The sequence below is a fragment of the Hyphomonas sp. genome (assembly GCF_013823385.1).
GTDB lineage: Bacteria > Pseudomonadota > Alphaproteobacteria > Caulobacterales > Hyphomonadaceae > Hyphomonas.
Window position 1 is genome coordinate 1 of record NZ_PNMA01000013.1, and the last position, 15,621, is coordinate 15,621.

Below are 15,621 nucleotides of genomic sequence, written 5' to 3' on the forward strand. Positions count from 1 at the left end.
TCTCGTGAGGTCTGGATTTGCCTGGCGAGATCCCCGCCTGCGCGGGGATGAGCGGGTGTTTTTTGGGGGGAGTGTTTCACGCAGCAGGTTTGGCCGGACGCAGCGGGCGCTGGCCGGGGGATTTGGGCTGGGTTCGGCGTTGGGGGAAAGCTAGGAAGTGTCGGCGGTTGCCGGGAGGGCGCAGGCCCCCTTCGTCAGGCTGCGGAGCAGCCTGACACTTCCCCCGCGCGTGCGGGGGAAGATGGGGCGTTGCGCTTCGACCTCGACGGGCATCGACGATGACCAGCAGGGATCATCCCACGGCTTGCGCGTCGGCTCTACTGGTCTGTAGGCGGAGGGGCTGGGCGCAGCGTCGCCGAGATATTCGATGCGGACCCCGCCCCACCACATGACGCGGATCATGGCGCCGCAGCGCCCGGCGGCGCGGACTTGCGCCACGGCGCGCCCGAGCTGCCAGATCAGCACCGGCCAGAAAAAGGGATGCACGAACGCAAAATATTGCGCGAGCGCGGGTTCCTTTCTGAGGCGGGCGAGGCTGAACATGCGCCAAGAATACGCCCGGCGCGGGAGGGGGTGGACAGGGTTTGGGGGATTTATTTTTAAGGCGTTGTGGGGATTGGGGATTTTGGGTGTGGAGGGGGCGGGGTTTGTTGGATAGGCTTTTTTTGAGCTGAGAGCGGCCCCACCCTATCCCTCCCCATGGTCATGGGGAGGGGACCTGTTGCGCTAGGGGGAGAGGTTGCGTTCCGGAGAAGAGCGACGCGCCCCCTCCCCGCCCCGCGGGGAGGGTTGGGGTGGGGTTCTGCCGCCGGGCGGTCGACCGCGCGATGCGGGGATACGCAACCCTCCGGGATGACAGGGGGGCCGGGGCCGGGCTAGGATGGGGCATGACCCAGACGCTGCCCCCCGCTTTTCTCGCCGCTGTCAAAGACCTGCTTGGCCCGAAGGGCTGGAGCGATGCGCCGGACAAGCGGCTGGAAGTGTCCACGCCCTGGCGGGGGACGTATCAGGGGGAGACGCCGCTGATCGTGCGGCCGGCCGCCACCGTCGAGGCCGCCGCGCTGGTGAAGCTGTGCGCGCAATATGGCGTGGCGATGACGCCGCAGGGGGGAAATACCGGCCTGATCGATGGCGGCACGCCGCATGGCGAAGTCTGTGTGTCGATGACGCGGATGACCGCCCTGCGCGAGACCGACCCGTTCAATAATTCCCTGACCATCGAGGCGGGCGCGACGCTCGTTTCGGCGCAGCAGGCGGCCGAGGCGGCGGGCCGGCTGTTCCCGCTCTCGCTCGGCTCGGAAGGGACCGCGACGATTGGCGGGCTGATCTCGACCAATGCCGGGGGCGTGGCCGTGCTGCGCTATGGGATGATGCGGGACCTGATCCTGGGGCTGGAAGTGGTGCTGCCCTCCGGCGAAGTGTGGGACGGGCTGTCGGGCCTGCGCAAGAACAATACGGGATATGACCTCAAACACCTGTTTGCCGGGGCCGAGGGCACGCTGGGGCTGATTACGGCGGCGACGCTGAAACTCTTCCCCAGGGTGGCGAGCGCGACGGGCTGGGTGATCTGTTCGTCTACGGAGGATGTGGTGAAGCTGCTGGCGCTGGTGCGCGGGCGGGTGGGGGACTCGGTGACGAGTTTCGAGATCATCCCGGCCAATGCGGTGGATATGGTGGTGGCCGATATTCCCACGGCGCGCGACCCGATGCCTTCGAATGCGCCCTGGCGGGTGCTGATGGAAGTGTCGCAGACGGACGGGGCGTATGCGCGCACGCTGCTGGAGAGCGCGCTGGAAGCAGCGATGGAGGAAGGCCTGATCCAGGACGCCGCGATTGCGGAAAGCGAGACCCAGGCGAAAGCCTTCTGGCATATCCGCGAGACGATCCCCCTCTCCAAGCGCGCCTATGGGGCGGCGCTGAACCAGGATATTTCCGTACCCGTCAGCCGCATTCCGGTGTTCATCGAAGCGTGCAATGCGGCCGTGCGCGATGTTCTGCCTACGGCGGATTTCGTCATCTTCGGACATGTGGGCGACGGGAATCTGCACTATTCGGTGGTCGAGGCTCTGGACACGGCGAGCCCGCAGCTGAAGGCGAAGGAAGCGGCCATCACGCGCGTGATCTATGACACGGTGATGGCGCATGGCGGGTCGATCTCGGCCGAGCATGGCGTGGGGCGCCTCAAGCGTGACGAGCTGGCCCGCCTGCGCCCGCCCGCCGCCACGGAAGCCATGCGGGCGATCAAGCGCGCGCTCGACCCGCAGGGCATCATGAACCCTGGCCGGGTTGTGACTGTGTAAACCCCTGCCCCGCCCGGCGAATCGGCGTCATATTAACCCCTCGTTAACCACGGCCTCCGCAAAGCAGGGGCAGGCGCAGAACGCGATGGGGACACTATGGTCTGGTATACTGACCTTCGGAATCGCAAGCTTTTCTCGGAGGCCGAGAGCGACTGGACCTCGCGCCGCCTCTTGGAGCTGCGCGCGCAGCTGGCCGCGCCGCCGCCCAAGGGCGTGCCCCGGCGGACGAAGGATGCGAGCCTCATCATCGGCACCTGGAACATCCGCGATTTCGACAATAACAAGTTCCGCCATGGCCCCCGCCGGCGCGAGAGCCTGCATTACATTGCCGAGATCCTGTCGGCGTTTGACGTGTGCGCGCTGCAGGAGGTGAACGAGGACCTCGGGCCGCTGAAGGATGTGATCCGCCTGATGGGGCCGGGCTGGGACTTCATCGCGACAGATGTGACGACCGGGGCGAGCGGCAACCGGGAGCGGATGTGTTTTGTGTATGACGCCCGCAAGGTCCGCTTCCGGAATATCGTTGGCGAGATCGTTCTGCCAAAGCATGCGCTCCTGCCCGGCGAGCAGCAGTTTGCGCGCACGCCCTTCATGGTGAGCTTTCAGGCAGGCTGGTTCCGGTTTTCGCTGTGTACGGTGCATATCTATTTCGGGGAGGCCTCGAAGGGGAGCGATGGCTATGCCCGGCGCGTGTCGGAGATCGACTATATCGCCCGCGAGATGGCGAGCCGCGCCGACCGGGAGAACGAGAATTACATCCTGTTGGGCGATTTCAACATCAAGAACCCGGTCGACGAGACGATGCAGGCGCTGACCAAGGCGGGGTTCCAGCTGCCGCCGGAGCAGTATCCGTCAAACCTTCTGGGCACGCATTATTATGACCAGATTGCCTTCCGCACGCAGAAGGACGAGCTGACTTTCCTCTCCTCCGGAGCGTTCGACTGGAGCCAGACCGTGTTCCGGCCGGAGCATTACGAGCATTATGCGCCGGTGCTGCCCAAACGCCACCGCGACCTGGCGCCCGATGGCCGCCCGCGCGACACCGGCAAGGACAAGGACTATTATGCCAAGCGCTGGCTGACCTGGCAGATGTCCGATCACCTGCCGCTCTGGGTGGAGCTGGCGATCGACTTTTCCGATGCGCACCTCCTCAATAATCTGCAGGCGGAGTTTGAGGGCGGGGACGTGCCCGCGCAGGTGGAGTTTACCGAGGATGAGGGGCCGGTGGAGAGCCCGCCGAAGCCGGCAGAGCCCGTCCGCCCCCTGAAGAAGAAGCGCAAGCCGCCGAAGGTGGCCCAGCCCGAGAAGCAGGGCACGCTGGCGCCGGCGCCGAGGATGACATTCTCTGAGGGCTGGCGCATCTTCTGGTGGGTGGCGAGCGGCGGGGCCGACCGCGTCCGCAAGGCGAAGGAAGCGGAGAAGAAGGCCGCCAGGCCGCGCAAGGCGAAGAAGAAATCCTAGAGCGCGGCGAGGAGCGTTTCCGCCGCCGCCCAGAGGGGCTCTGTGGCTTTCACCATGACGGGATGGTGGCTGGACCGTTCCCGGCCGGACACGGATGTTCCGGTGACGGCAAAGGCGAATTCGGCGTCAAGCTGTGGCGCATGGAAGGCGGCGGAATATAATCCGCAGGCTTCGCCATGATGGCCGATGAGCTTGACGCCCGGAACAGGCGAGGCCTCTGCCGTGTGGATCTGAGCGCCGGGGAATTCCTGCGACTGACCGGCGCGGCGGGCGAAGATCGCGAGGCTCAGCAGACTGACGGAAAGGCAATCGGCAGCGTTCGCCTGCACCTGCCAGGCGCCCTCATCCTCGCGGGTGTAGAGCGTGGCCGCTGGCGCGCGGGCGGCGGCGGGCGGCGCGAAGCCGGCAGCGCAGAATGGCGTTTCCGGCGTAAAAGGGGCCCGGTCCGCCTCTCCGGCGGCGCCCTGGGCGAGGCCTTCTGCATGGGCGAAGACCACCTCGCCGCGACGGCGCACGACAAGACCGGCGGCGGGCACCATGGCGGAATAGACAAGATCTTCGATGCGGCGGCGCGCAGAGGCGGCAGGGATGCGCAAGGGATCAGCGCCCGAGCGGTGGGCGCAGGCGGAGAGGGCGAGGCCGGAGAGGCTGGTGAGGACGGCGCGGCGCGTGAACATGGGCGCCAGGCTAGCCCGCGCGCAGGGCGCTGGCAATTTCATGATGGGAGGCGAAGACGCCGTGCGCGCCCGCCTCTTCAAGGCGCCGGGCAAGCCCGGCATCGGCATGGCCACCGCCGGTGAAGCCCCAGGCGGTCATGCCTGCGGCGCGGGCGGCCTTGATGCCGTTGATGCTGTCTTCGATGACGAGGCAGCCTTCGGGCGCGGCGTTCAGCTTTTCCGCCGTGAGCAGGAACAGGTCTGGCGCGGGTTTGCCATTCGTGACGAGATCGGAGGAATAGACATGCGGCACGAAGAGATCGTGCAGGCCGGTAATCTGCAGCTTGCGGACGAGTTTGCCGGCTTCGGAGGAAGACGCCACCGCGAGGGCGCCGCCGAAGACTTCTGTAACGCTGGCGACGCCTTCAATGGCCGTCAGCTCTGTTTCATAGCGCGCCCAGTTATTCGCCTGCAGCGCGGGGCCGAAGCCTTCGGGCAGCGTGAGGCCGAGCGCGGCGGCATCTGAAGCGAGCGCGGCATAGAAATCCCGGTTATGCAGGCCGACGAAGCGGGACACGAAGGTCTGGAAGTCATAGTCCAGGCCCCAGCTGGCGAGGAGTTCGCGCTCGGCCTGGATGGCGATGGCTTCAGAATCGACCAGAACCCCATCGCAATCAAAGATCAGGGCACTGAAATTCATGGGGGCCTTACCCTCTGCGGCCGAAGAGGCGTTCGATGTCTGCCAATTTGAGTTCCACATAGGTGGGGCGGCCATGATTGCATTGGCCGGAATGGGGGGTGGCCTCCATCTGGCGCAGCAGGGCGTTCATCTCTTCGCCGGTGAGGCGGCGGCCGGCGCGGATGGAGGAGCGGCAGGCCATGTTGCCCATCACTTCCTCGAAGCGCTCCGACAGGGTGAGGCCGGCTTCATATTCGGCAAAATCATCGGCGAGGTCGCGGATGAGACCTGCCGCATCCATCTCCCCGAAGAGGGCGGGGGTGGCGCGCACGGCGATGGCGCCGGGGCCGAAGGGCTCGATTTCGAGGCCGAGGGCGGCGAGCTCATCGGCGCGGGCGCAGACGCGGTGGGCTTCGTCTTCGGAAAGCTCGACAATATCCGGGATCAGCAGCGCCTGGCGCCGCACGCCGCCTTCAGCCATCTGGCGTTTCATGTCCTCATAGACAAGGCGTTCGTGGGCGGCGTGCTGATCGACGATGACGATACCGTCCGCCGTCTGAGCAATGATATAGGTTTCGTGGACCTGGGCGCGGGCCGCGCCGAGGGGGTATTCGGCGAGCGTGCCGGGGGCAGGCAGGGGGCCCGTCTCGACCCGCGCCATGGGCGCGGCGTCCGGGGCGCCGGGCTCTGGCACATAGCCGCGCGGGGTGTAGCTTTCTTCGGGCGCGTCTTCCTCTACATGGCGCGGGGAGAAACCCTGCGGCGGCATGGTGGGGCGCTGGGTGTAACCGCCGCTCTGGGGCGCCTGCCAGAGGAAACCGGCCTGGGGGGCGGGCTCGGCGCGGACCTTGCCGAGGGTGTAGCCCGCCACCGTGGTGGAGGCGCGGTGGCCGGCGGCGGCGAGGGCATGGCGCAGGGCCGAAACCATCAGCCCGCGCACACCGCCCGCATCGCGGAAGCGCACTTCGGTCTTGGCCGGGTGAACGTTCACGTCCACGCCTTCCGGATCCAGATCAACGAACAGGGCGACCATCGGATGGCGATCCCGCGCCAGGAAATCCTGATAGGCGGCGCGGACCACACCCGTCAGCATACGGTCTTTCACCGGGCGGCCATTGACGAACAGGAATTGCAGCTGGGCATTGCCGCGATTGAGCGTGGGCAGGCCGGCAAAGCCCGAGAGGCGCACGCCTTCGCGCGTGGCGTCCACGGTGACGGCATTGTCTGAAAACTCCCGCCCCATGATGGCGCCGAGGCGTTTGAGGCGGCCGGCATCGCCGGGACCTTCAGCGGCGTAGCGGAAGAGGCTGCGGCCATTACTTTCGAGGCTGAAGGCGACTTCCGGATTAGCCATGGCGAGGCGTTTGACCGCGTCGGTGACGGCCATGGCCTCGGCGCGTTCGCCGCGCATGAATTTGAGGCGGGCGGGGGTGGCGTGGAAGAGGTCGTTGACGTCGATGCGCGTGCCCGTTTCGCTGCGGCCGGTGAAGGCGGCGGGACGGGGGCCATCGAGACGCCCGGCCTCGGAGAAGATTTCGGCGGCCTCTTCCCCGGCGGCGCGCGAGACGATCCGCATGCGGCTGACCGAAGCGATGGAGGGCAGCGCCTCGCCCCGGAAGCCCATGGTGAAGATGTTGAGGAGGTCCACCCGGCCGTCCGTATCCGGCACGAGTTTTGAGGTGGCGTGACGCTCCAGCGCGATCAGCAGGTCATCGGCAGAGAGGCCGCAGCCATCATCCTCGATGGTGATGCGCTTGAGGCCGCCTTCCTCGATGGCGATGGCGATGCTGCGCGCGCCCGCATCGAGGGCGTTTTCCACAAGCTCCTTCACGGCAGCGGCCGGGCGCTCGACCACCTCACCGGCGGCGATGCGGTTGACCACATCTGCGGGCAGCTTGCGGATCGTGGGGCGGGGAGGAGCAGAATCAGCCATTGGCCGGCAAGTTTAGCCGATCGCGGGCGGGCTGTCCTGCGCTTCGCTGCGCCCTGCCCGTTCCCCTCCGGACCGGCGGCCAGCGCCTTGTTTCGATGGGCTTTGAGAATTTTTGCCACTGCGGCAGGCTGTCAGTTGAGTTTGGGCCGCGGCGGCGCGAAGATGGCTGCGGATCTATCCAGGCCGTTACAAGGTATTGAAAACCCATGCGCTTTTCTGCTGCTGCCCCGCTCACCCTGATCGCTGCGCTTGCCCTTGCGGCGTGTGGCGGCGCTGACCCGGCGCCTGCCAAGCCCGCAGAACCGGCGGCCACAGCCCCGGCTGCGGCGCCGGTTGCGGCCCCGGCCACGCCCGCTGCCGCGCCGGGCGAGCCGAGCCCGGAATTTGCGAACCTGCCCGCCCCCTACAACACCGCCAACTATGCCGTGGGCGCGCGCACCTGGAAGCTCTGCCAGTCCTGCCACCTTACCGCAGAAGGGGCGGGGCACCTGGTTGGCCCCAACCTGCACGGCGTGTTTGGCCGCCAGGTGGCCTCGGCCGAGGGCTTTGCCTATTCCCCGGCGCTGCAGGCCGAAGACTTCATCTGGACGCCCGAGCAGCTGGATCACTGGCTGGAAAATCCGCGCACCTTCGTGCCGGGCAACCGGATGAGCTTTTCCGGCGTGCGCCGGGAGGCCGACCGGCTGGGCGTGATTGCCTATCTGATGGTCGAGACGGGCTATCAGGGCGAAGCCGAGGCCGCCCCGGCGGAGTAACCCGACGGGCCCTAGCGGCGCGCGACGATGGCGATCAGGACGGCGTTTTCGTTGAAGGCGCCGCCGATCTCTTCCCGGTAGCCGAGGGACACGTCGATCCGGCCGAAATGCACGCCAAGCTGGGTTTCGGTTTTCACCGAACGGCCGGTGACCTCGCCTTCCTCGAACCAGAGCTGCTGGCCGATGAACAGGCGGTCTGTCAGATCCTGGCCATAGCCTGCTTCGATCCGTGTACGGCTGCAGCGGTCTCCCTGCGTGAGATGGGCGGCATCGGCGAAGATATAGAGCGCCTGGGCGCGGTAATAGCCTGACCAGCCCCCGCCGAGGCGGGCCTCAAAACCGGTGCCCTCGCAGATGAAGACGCCGCTTCCAGAGCTGCCATTGAGGGTGGCGCCGTGGAGGGCGCCGAGTTCTGCGCCGGCCGTCCAGCCTTTATAGCTGCCCAGGGTGCGCCGGGCGGTGAGGCGCCAGTGATCCTGATCGAAGGCCGGGGCGTCGGGATAGATGACGGCTTCGTTCTTCAGGGTGAGGGTGGTTTTCGATGTGAGGCCGTATTCGCCATAGAAATCGGCGCGCCAGCCTTCCACCCCGTTGAGGCTGTCGCGGGCGCCGAGCGCGCGGGCATACCAGCCGCCCTCCTCGCGCACCCAGGGGGCCGCATCGGCTGTGCCGGCCGCACTTGCGCCCGCAAGACAGAGTGTGATGAGCCCCCGCATGGCGGCTACCTTAGGATGAGAATTCCACAGGGTGAAGCCTTGATTTGATGAGTATTGGCTTTTTTGGGTAGATGGGTGTGGTCTTGCGGAGAGCCCCCAGCCCAACCCTCCCCATAGTCATGGGGAGGGGGCCCCGTTGCGTTGCGAGACGAAGTCAGCCGGTACGGTCAGAGCTCTGTCAGAGCTCGATATAGTCCGATACGATGCGGGCGGGGACCTTGCCGGTGGCGGGATGATCGAGGCGCAGGTGCCAGCCTTCGGCGTCCAGGAGGCCGGTGACATCGATCACCTCATCGATGCAGACGAAATTGTCCTTGTGGCGGCCGGTCCATTCCGGCGAGCGCGCGCGGGCCCGGCTCCAGACTTCGGCCTTTTCCCCGCCGGCGAGGAAGAGATAGTTGTGCTGCTCGCCGAAGAGGCCGGGCGTGTAGCCGCCGAGATTGACAAACCAGAGCCGGCGGGCAGGCGGGGCGGCGGCCTTGCCGGGCACGAGATCGACCTGCCAGCCATCCACCTCGGTCAGCTCTGCATAGCCATCAATGTGCAGCGAGGATGGCGTGCCCCACCAGGCGGCGCGCAGGGCCGGGACGGTGGCCTCTATTGTCTCGCCCACCACAAAGCGCAGGTCGTGGACCTCGATACTGGCGCGGGGATGATCGCCCCCGACGAAGACGGCAAAGAGTTTCATGCAGGTCGCCTCTGATCCGGGCAGCAGATTAGAGGCTGAAGCTTTCGGGGCAAGCCCCCTATCGCTCCCCTTCCGGCCCTCTTCCGGCCCCTGGCCGCGTTCAGCGCCGGGCCATGCCACCTGCAGGCAGATCATCCGCCCACGAATAAGGAAACCCCGGAGCGCCCCATCTGCGCTCCGGGGTTTTCCCGTCTTCTTCTCCCCCCAGGAAGACCTTAGAGACGATACCGGATCTGGTCGGACCAGAAGCGTTCGAGACGCGAAATGGTCTTGTTGAGCTGCGAGAGGTCGTCAGCGCGGACGCTGGCGGTCGGCTCAAGCGCCGTGGCCTGTTTCTCGAACAGCTTTTCCACACGTGCACGGACTTTCTTGCCGCGCTCGGTGAGGCGCAGGGTAACCGTGCGCTTGTCGTCTTCCGAACGCGTCTGGACGAGATAGCCGCCCTCCTGAAGCTTCTTCACGTTGTAGGAAAGGCTGGTGCCGGCAAACGCGCCGCGGGCGCGGAGTACCGAAGCCGGGGCTTCGCCTTCACCAATCTCGTAAAGGAGCAGAGCCTGAACGCCCGTCAGCGAACGTTCGCCGGCGCGTTCCAGATCATCCTTCACCACATCGTGCAGACGGCGATGCGCCTGTTCGAGCAGAGACAGCGACTTAAGGAAAGATTCGCCGATTGTGCCTGTTGCAGTGTCCTGCATGTCGATCATCATCATATTCACCACCACTCAACTTTTACTCAACTTTTGTTGTAGTTTGAGTAGATTTACAGGAGCAGGCCTAATAAATTGATAAGCACAATGCGGTTTCAAATGAAGTTGGTAAACAAATCAGAGAATACATTAACCGTTACTGCCCCGTAACGTGTTTTCCGGGATGTTTCTGTTTCAATCCGGCACATAAAACAAAAAACCGGCCCTGCTGCTGCAAGACCGGTCTTCTGTACTTGGAATTGCTTGATCCACCCAAAATCAGCGGGCGGGATCACAGTATCAGGCGAATACATCCGCGCTCATCTGCGCGCCATACTTGGGGCTGTCGCCATGCTTGTTTGGCGCGGGCTTTCCATCCAGCAGCATGAAGACCAGCAGGATCAGACCGCCGATATAGGGGATCAAGCTGATCAGGTAGAGCCAGCCGCTGAGATCCTGATCATGCAGACGCCGGACGGTGATCGCGATCGAGGGGAGGAAGGAATAGAGCGCCAGCAGCAGCGTGAAGATCGGCAGGAAGCCCGGATCGCCGTAGCTGTCCGTGTCCATGACGGCGACACTGACGAATACATCGACAATGACCACCGCAATGAAAGCGAGGATCAGGAAGAGCGTGAAGCCCCAATATTCCGAGCGCCGCGCGCGGCCATTGAACTGAACATAGTTGGTGGTGAGCGCGCGGGTGAAATAGGTCCAGAGGCCTTCGGCCGGCACAGCGGACGGGACGGCATAAGGCGGGGATTGAACATTTGGCTGAGGCGGCGGCCGGGGCGCGGCGTAGCCAGGGGCCATGCCGGCCTGAGGCGCAGCAGCCTGTGGCGCGCCGAGCGCATAGATGTCCCGCGCCTCATCACCGGTTGGCACGAAATCTACCTTGCTGCCCGGCCGCAGGACGGACCCATTGTGAACCTGCAGCTGCGAGAAGCGATACCGCTGCCCGTCTTCACCCAGGATCAGGCCCGGCCCCTCCGGACTGTCAGATTTGAGGACTTCACCACGCATATATCAGCTCCCTTGCTTGCCCGTCTTCTAACTGACGGAGGAAACGGGGGATTGTCCAGTAGGAACAATCCGGCAGGGCGCCTGCAGCTAGGAGAAGGTCAGTTCATCTGCGCCCAAGGGGGCAAAATACTGCGCCACATCTGCCTCGCTGACATCCTCGAGCCGGGCCGGCGACCAGACGGGGGCGTTGTCCTTGTCTATAATGACGGCACGTACGCCTTCCTGGAAGTCGTGGCTCTGGACCTTGCGCCAGCCGATGCGGAATTCCATGCGCATGTTGTCTTCAAAGGTTTCGCAGCGCGCGCCTTCGCGCAGCTGGCGGAGAGCCACCTTGACGGTTTCGGGAGATTTGGCGCGAATTGTGGCTGCCTCGCCCTTTGCCCAGTCGCCGGGGTCGGCTTCCAGCGCGGCGACAATCGCTTCGGCGCTCTGGCCGGCAAAGCAGCGGTGGAGGGTGTCGCGGTGCGCGTCATAGGAGGGCGCTGGAACGGGGTGCGTCAGCCCACGGAGGATTTCGTCCAGCATGGCGCGGGCGTCTGCCGAGAAGTCGGCAGCTTCCAGCTGCTTGCCGAGCGCGGGCACCAACTCTGAGGGAAGGAAATGCGTGGCGACGCCGGCGGCGGCCACATCGGCGCCCTTCAGGCGCGCGCCGGTGAGGGCGAGCCATGTGCCAAGCTCGCCTTCAAGACGCGGCAGGAACCAGCCGCCGCCAACATCCGGAAAGAGGCCGATGCCGGTTTCGGGCATGGCAAACAGCGTGCGCTCGGTGGCAATGCGGTGTGAGCCATGCACGGAGAGGCCCACGCCGCCGCCCATGGTGACGCCATCGAGAATGGCGATGACCGGCTTGGGAAAGGCCTTGAGCGCGGCGTTCATGCGGTATTCGGTGCGGAAGAAATCGCGCGCTTCGGCCGCGTCGCCCGCGCCGCTCTCCGCAAGCATGCGGATGTCCCCGCCCGAGCAGAACCCCCGCGTGCCTTCCTGATGATCGATCCATATGATATGAATGGCGGGGTCATCTCTCCAGGCGGCGAGCGCCTTGAAGATGGCGGCGCACATCGGCGTGTTGAGGGCATGCAGCGCGGCAGGGCGCGTGAGCGTGATCCGGCCAATTCCGCCAGCGGCTCTGATGTCTACGTCTGCGCTCAACTTGCTCTCCTGCGATCGTGAAGTCCGGATGACCGGACTCTGTTCAATTAAATCAATGGCTTTGGACTGGGCTTTACCCGGATATGTCATTCTGGAGACATGCCATTCCCTGATGGCCCAACACCCTGCCCATGACCGCCTGGCCATCCCCATGACCCAACAGCGCTCTCAAATCAACCATCAGCCCTTCCTGCAATATAACAGGCGGGGACAGCGGATCCGCGTCGAAGGCAAGGCATATGTGCGCCTCGGCCTGTTCAAGCGCCTGGAATGCGAGCTGCGGGACATATCCCCCGGCGGCGCGCGCATCTGCGTGCCGGAAGGGGTGGAGCTGCCCGAACAGTTCGTGATGACGCTGCCCCAGTTCAAATATCCGCGCACCTGCATGAAGCGCTGGTCGAGCGGCCGGGATGTGGGTGTCGAGTTCCGGATGGACTGAAGGCGCGCAGCGCTAATTCAGGGCGCAGCCTTCGATGGTGATGCGGTGCATCAGGCGCCGCTCGCCGTGATAATCATTCATTGCCCAGTGCCAGGTGGCGCGGTTGTCCCAGAAGGCGACCGAGCCGTCGCGCCATTTGAACCGGTGGGCATGATCGGGCTTCATCGCATGGGCATAGAGGCGCATCAGCAGCGCGCTTGAGGCTTCCTCAGAATAGCCGGCAATCTTCGTGGTGAAGGCGGGGTTCACATAGAGCGCCTTCCTGCCGCTGAGCGGATGGGTGATGACGACGGGGTGGGTGACGTCTTCCAGCACATCGGCTGCGGCCGTGTTGCCGATGCGCCCGCCGGTATCTTCGTTGGCCTTGTAGAAATTGTTCTGCGCCGAGCCGAAGATATGCTTGGCCGAATGCACCGCGCGCAGGCCGGCGATCTCTTCCTTCGTGGCCGCGTCCAGCGTGTCATAGGCGGTATACATGGAGGCAAACCAGGTGTCCCCGCCCGCATCGGGCAGCTGGCGCGCGACGAGGACGGAGCCCATGGCGGGCTCGGCATCATAGGAATGATCCGTGTGCCAACCGCCGCCGATATTGGTTTTCTGTTCCTTCTCCTTCAGCACGAGCGCAATTTCCGGATAGCGCTCATGCGCCAGGAAGAAACGGTTGATATTGATCGGGCCGAAGCGGCGGGCAAAGGCGATGTGATCATCTTCGGAAAGCGACTGATCGCGGAAGAAGATGACGCCGTGATCGGCATAGGCCTGGCGGATGGCGGCGAATTCGGCGCCGGACAGATGGCGGATATCGACGCCGGTAATCTCGGCGCCTGCGCCTTCAAGGGATGTGATCTGCATGGTTTCCTCCCTGCCCGCGCTCCGGCGGGCTTCGGGAGGGAGACTAAACCCGGCCGGCATCAATTGGCAATTACCCTGCCTAAACCCTCGCTATACGCCCGCTGCTCTGCCGCTGAGCATCCGGGCGAGCGTTCCGTCCCTGTCGATCAGGGCATGTTTCAGCGCCGCCAGGAAATGCAGGCCGATGAGGGCGATGAAGGCATAGGCGACGAGGCCGTGGATCTGGCGGCCAATCGGGCGGATGCCGTCAATGTCCATGATCGGCGGGATGGTGAAGAGGCCATAGATGTTGATGGGCCGCCCGCCGAGGAGCGACATCAGGAAGACGCCGGAAAGCGGCATTGCCAGCATGCAGAAGATCAGCCCCCAATGCGTCACGCGCGCGGCGGTGATCTGCCAGCCAGGCACGCCGGCCATTGGCGCGGGAAAGCCCTGGCGAATGCGCCACCAGACACGCCAGAGCGCGAACAGCAGCAGCACGGTGCCGGTGGCCCGGTGCATGGCCATGATCGGCGCGCGTTCTTCCCCTTCTACCCCGCTATAGGCGAGATAGAGGCCCACAAGGATCACGCCGGAAAAGAGTAGCGCGCCGAGCCAGTGGTTCAGCCGCGAAAGGCCACCATAGGTGGCGGTGGATTTGTCCGTCATCGATCTGTTTCCCTCTCTTCCCAGAGAAACAATAGCGCATCAGGCGATGGCGGCAATCTCACTTAGAAGTTCGGCCCAGGCCGCTTCCTCCTTTGCTGTCCAATCTGGCAGCAGAAGATCCCGGAAGACATCGCGGATGCTGGCGAACATCACGTCAAACTCCGCCCCCTCCACGCCATAGCCGCCATGAGAGAAGCGGGCTGCCGAAATGATGACGCGCTGAGAGCCAGAGCCCTCCACCAGGCCGAGGATCGCCTCGAAACAGGTTTCCAGCATCGAGCCGCGCACGCCGCCATCGGTATCCATGTCAAACAGCGGCTTGAAATCCGGGCGCAGCTCAAAAAGGCGCGCATAGATCAGCGGGGCGGGATCCGCGCAGGCCTCGGCGGCCCGCTCGAAGGTCGCGTGGATGATCTCTGCGTTTGGCATGGGCGCTCCCCTTTATGGCAGCGCTGAGTGAAGCCGATCCGGCAGGGCCGCGCAATCAGCGTGCTTCGTGAACCTGCGGGCCGAGGGTCTCGATCCGGTTGGTCCAGACATAGCCGCCGAAGCCTTTGGGCACCTTTGCCAGCTGGGCGGGGGTGTCGATGCCCGGCGTGCCCTCATCCCCGGTGCCCACACTGCCGAAGAGGAGGACGAAGGAGCCAGCCGCATTCATCCGGGCCTCGAAGGCGCGCGGCCAGCCCCAGAGGAAAGGCGCATAATCGATCGGCACGGGAACCAGCGTGTTGTGGCAGGATTCCGGAACAATGCCGCTCCAGCCGATCAGGGCATAATCCTTCAGGCAGCTTTTGGCAGTGTCCTTGGTGAAATACGGCATGTCCGGAATACGCTCCACCAACGCCTCGCTCGGGATGGGCGCGCCATAGACGCCCCAGACCTGCGCGCGCCAGCGCGGGTTTGCCTCCAGCATCCCGGCCAGCACCCGGCCCTCCTCAGCGCGCCGGCTTTTGAAGTTGACGAGGAAATGGCCTTCCGGGAAAGCGTCCAGCACTTCGGGAAGCGACCTGATCATGCCCACGCCCTTGCCGCGCAGGGGGAAGGTTTCTCCGCCATCGGCGGTGTAGCCATAGCCGGCATCCAGTGTCCGGATGAGGCTCATGGGCGTCTTGTCGGTCACGCCTTCGGCCTCCGTGCGGCAGTCGAGTGTCCAGTCATGGAAGACGGCGAACTCGCCATCGGGCGTGAGATGCACGTCGATCTCGACGACCTCTGCCCCGGCCTTGAAGGCGGCCGCCATAGAGGGCAGCGTGTTCTCGATGAAGTCGTGCGTAGGCGGATAGATGCGGATGGCGGTGCAGGTATCCCGCTCAAGGTCTTCGCGGTGATAGGTCTGGTGGACACCGCGATGGGAAATGAAGCGGGGCGGGCCCTCCGAGGCGGGCGGCGTGAAGAGGTTGGTGTTGCGCAGCCAGAGAGCGGCAACGAGAACCAGAAGGCCGATCAGGATTTTCTTCAGCATGCGTGCGCCCCTCGCGTTTTGGTGAGCGCCTTTTCGCGGGGGAAGACGGCGGGATAAGGGCAGGTTTAGGATTGTTTCCGGCAGGGCGCCGCCTTTGCCGATGACGCAGGGTGGCGGCCCGGTACGGAAGTTTTGAAAGCCTTCGCGGAAGTCATCACCACCAGGATCGGGAGG

Annotated in this window: 17 protein-coding genes; 4 read left to right on the forward strand and 13 right to left on the reverse strand. The window is 64.9% G+C overall.

Translation table 11 applies throughout. The features are described 5' to 3' along the window. Positions 1-150 precede the first annotated feature (150 nt). Positions 151-486, reverse strand: a complete 336-nt coding sequence (locus tag C0456_RS09385) for a hypothetical protein (RefSeq protein WP_291050920.1) — start codon at positions 484-486, stop codon at positions 151-153. A gap of 401 nt (positions 487-887) precedes the next feature. On the opposite strand from C0456_RS09385, the gene C0456_RS09390 reads away from it, so the two are divergent. Together C0456_RS09390 and C0456_RS09395 are read left to right on the forward strand one after the other, a co-directional pair. Further along, complete coding sequence (locus C0456_RS09390; RefSeq protein WP_291050923.1) at positions 888-2,300, forward strand: FAD-binding oxidoreductase; 1,413 nt, start codon at positions 888-890, stop codon at positions 2,298-2,300. 96 nt (positions 2,301-2,396) lie between these two features. After that, complete coding sequence (locus C0456_RS09395) at positions 2,397-3,761, forward strand: endonuclease/exonuclease/phosphatase family protein (RefSeq protein WP_291050925.1); 1,365 nt, start codon at positions 2,397-2,399, stop codon at positions 3,759-3,761. On the opposite strand, the gene C0456_RS09400 is transcribed toward C0456_RS09395, so the two are convergent. Genes C0456_RS09400 through mutL form a run of 3 tightly spaced genes read right to left on the reverse strand, consistent with a single transcriptional unit; the run spans position 3,758 to position 7,029 of the window. Beyond that, positions 3,758-4,438: a hypothetical protein gene (locus tag C0456_RS09400; protein WP_291050927.1), complete on the reverse strand. Its 681-nt coding sequence runs from the start codon at positions 4,436-4,438 to the stop codon at positions 3,758-3,760. The genes C0456_RS09395 and C0456_RS09400 overlap by 4 nt on opposite strands. Before the next feature lie 10 nt (positions 4,439-4,448). Further along, a complete protein-coding gene (locus C0456_RS09405; RefSeq protein ID WP_291050930.1) occupies positions 4,449-5,117 on the reverse strand; it encodes an HAD-IA family hydrolase in 669 nt (222 codons plus the stop codon). Between the two features lie 7 nt (positions 5,118-5,124). Continuing rightward, a complete protein-coding gene (gene mutL, locus C0456_RS09410) occupies positions 5,125-7,029 on the reverse strand; it encodes a DNA mismatch repair endonuclease MutL (RefSeq protein WP_291050933.1) in 1,905 nt (634 codons plus the stop codon). A gap of 206 nt (positions 7,030-7,235) precedes the next feature. On the opposite strand from mutL, the gene C0456_RS09415 reads away from it, so the two are divergent. Continuing rightward, positions 7,236-7,784 (forward strand): cytochrome c family protein, encoded by a 549-nt coding sequence (locus tag C0456_RS09415; RefSeq protein ID WP_291050937.1) that lies wholly within the window; start codon positions 7,236-7,238, stop codon positions 7,782-7,784. A gap of 11 nt (positions 7,785-7,795) precedes the next feature. Here the strand turns inward: C0456_RS09415 and C0456_RS09420 are convergent, their stop codons facing one another. From C0456_RS09420 to C0456_RS09440, 5 genes are all read right to left on the reverse strand, one after another. Continuing rightward, complete coding sequence (locus tag C0456_RS09420; RefSeq protein ID WP_291050940.1) at positions 7,796-8,500, reverse strand: hypothetical protein; 705 nt, start codon at positions 8,498-8,500, stop codon at positions 7,796-7,798. Positions 8,501-8,678: 178 nt separating this feature from the next. Next, on the reverse strand, positions 8,679-9,188 hold the full coding sequence (locus C0456_RS09425; RefSeq protein WP_291050943.1) for a DUF1543 domain-containing protein: 510 nt from the start codon (positions 9,186-9,188) through the stop codon (positions 8,679-8,681). 215 nt (positions 9,189-9,403) lie between these two features. Then, the gene (locus C0456_RS09430; protein WP_291051160.1) at positions 9,404-9,898 is read right to left on the reverse strand and encodes a MarR family transcriptional regulator; all 495 of its coding nucleotides are present in this window, start codon (positions 9,896-9,898) and stop codon (positions 9,404-9,406) included. Between the two features lie 276 nt (positions 9,899-10,174). Continuing rightward, positions 10,175-10,897 carry a DUF805 domain-containing protein gene (locus C0456_RS09435; protein WP_291050946.1) on the reverse strand — a complete coding sequence of 241 codons (723 nt, stop codon included), beginning with the start codon at positions 10,895-10,897 and terminating at the stop codon, positions 10,175-10,177. Between the two features lie 87 nt (positions 10,898-10,984). Then, on the reverse strand, positions 10,985-12,046 hold the full coding sequence (locus C0456_RS09440; protein ID WP_291050949.1) for an enoyl-CoA hydratase/isomerase family protein: 1,062 nt from the start codon (positions 12,044-12,046) through the stop codon (positions 10,985-10,987). 151 nt (positions 12,047-12,197) lie between these two features. Between C0456_RS09440 and C0456_RS09445 the strand changes: the two genes are divergently transcribed. Then, positions 12,198-12,485, forward strand: a complete 288-nt coding sequence (locus C0456_RS09445) for a PilZ domain-containing protein (RefSeq protein WP_291050951.1) — start codon at positions 12,198-12,200, stop codon at positions 12,483-12,485. Positions 12,486-12,497: 12 nt separating this feature from the next. Here the strand turns inward: C0456_RS09445 and C0456_RS09450 are convergent, their stop codons facing one another. From C0456_RS09450 to C0456_RS09465, 4 genes are all read right to left on the reverse strand, one after another. Further along, entirely contained in the window at positions 12,498-13,337 is an 840-nt protein-coding gene (locus tag C0456_RS09450; protein ID WP_291050954.1) for a TauD/TfdA family dioxygenase, read from the reverse strand. A 90-nt stretch (positions 13,338-13,427) separates the two neighbouring features. Next, a complete protein-coding gene (locus C0456_RS09455) occupies positions 13,428-13,985 on the reverse strand; it encodes a cytochrome b (protein WP_291050955.1) in 558 nt (185 codons plus the stop codon). Between the two features lie 39 nt (positions 13,986-14,024). Beyond that, positions 14,025-14,414 carry a globin gene (locus C0456_RS09460; RefSeq protein WP_291050957.1) on the reverse strand — a complete coding sequence of 130 codons (390 nt, stop codon included), beginning with the start codon at positions 14,412-14,414 and terminating at the stop codon, positions 14,025-14,027. A 55-nt stretch (positions 14,415-14,469) separates the two neighbouring features. Then, a complete protein-coding gene (locus tag C0456_RS09465; RefSeq protein WP_367179238.1) occupies positions 14,470-15,444 on the reverse strand; it encodes a glycerophosphodiester phosphodiesterase family protein in 975 nt (324 codons plus the stop codon). Positions 15,445-15,621: the final 177 nt, after the last annotated feature.

Coding starts and splice junctions, on each gene's coding strand:
- C0456_RS09445 (WP_291050951.1), top strand. CDS start 12,198: ATGACCCAACAGCGCTCTCAAATCAACCATCAGCCCTTCCTGCAATAT.
- C0456_RS09395 (WP_291050925.1), top strand. CDS start 2,397: ATGGTCTGGTATACTGACCTTCGGAATCGCAAGCTTTTCTCGGAGGCC.
- C0456_RS09405 (WP_291050930.1), bottom strand. CDS start 5,117: ATGAATTTCAGTGCCCTGATCTTTGATTGCGATGGGGTTCTGGTCGAT.
- C0456_RS09400 (WP_291050927.1), bottom strand. CDS start 4,438: ATGTTCACGCGCCGCGCCGTCCTCACCAGCCTCTCCGGCCTCGCCCTC.
- C0456_RS09450 (WP_291050954.1), bottom strand. CDS start 13,337: ATGCAGATCACATCCCTTGAAGGCGCAGGCGCCGAGATTACCGGCGTC.
- C0456_RS09415 (WP_291050937.1), top strand. CDS start 7,236: ATGCGCTTTTCTGCTGCTGCCCCGCTCACCCTGATCGCTGCGCTTGCC.
- C0456_RS09460 (WP_291050957.1), bottom strand. CDS start 14,414: ATGCCAAACGCAGAGATCATCCACGCGACCTTCGAGCGGGCCGCCGAG.
- C0456_RS09430 (WP_291051160.1), bottom strand. CDS start 9,898: ATGATGATGATCGACATGCAGGACACTGCAACAGGCACAATCGGCGAA.
- C0456_RS09420 (WP_291050940.1), bottom strand. CDS start 8,500: ATGCGGGGGCTCATCACACTCTGTCTTGCGGGCGCAAGTGCGGCCGGC.
- mutL (WP_291050933.1), bottom strand. CDS start 7,029: ATGGCTGATTCTGCTCCTCCCCGCCCCACGATCCGCAAGCTGCCCGCA.
- C0456_RS09425 (WP_291050943.1), bottom strand. CDS start 9,188: ATGAAACTCTTTGCCGTCTTCGTCGGGGGCGATCATCCCCGCGCCAGT.
- C0456_RS09390 (WP_291050923.1), top strand. CDS start 888: ATGACCCAGACGCTGCCCCCCGCTTTTCTCGCCGCTGTCAAAGACCTG.
- C0456_RS09435 (WP_291050946.1), bottom strand. CDS start 10,897: ATGCGTGGTGAAGTCCTCAAATCTGACAGTCCGGAGGGGCCGGGCCTG.
- C0456_RS09455 (WP_291050955.1), bottom strand. CDS start 13,985: ATGACGGACAAATCCACCGCCACCTATGGTGGCCTTTCGCGGCTGAAC.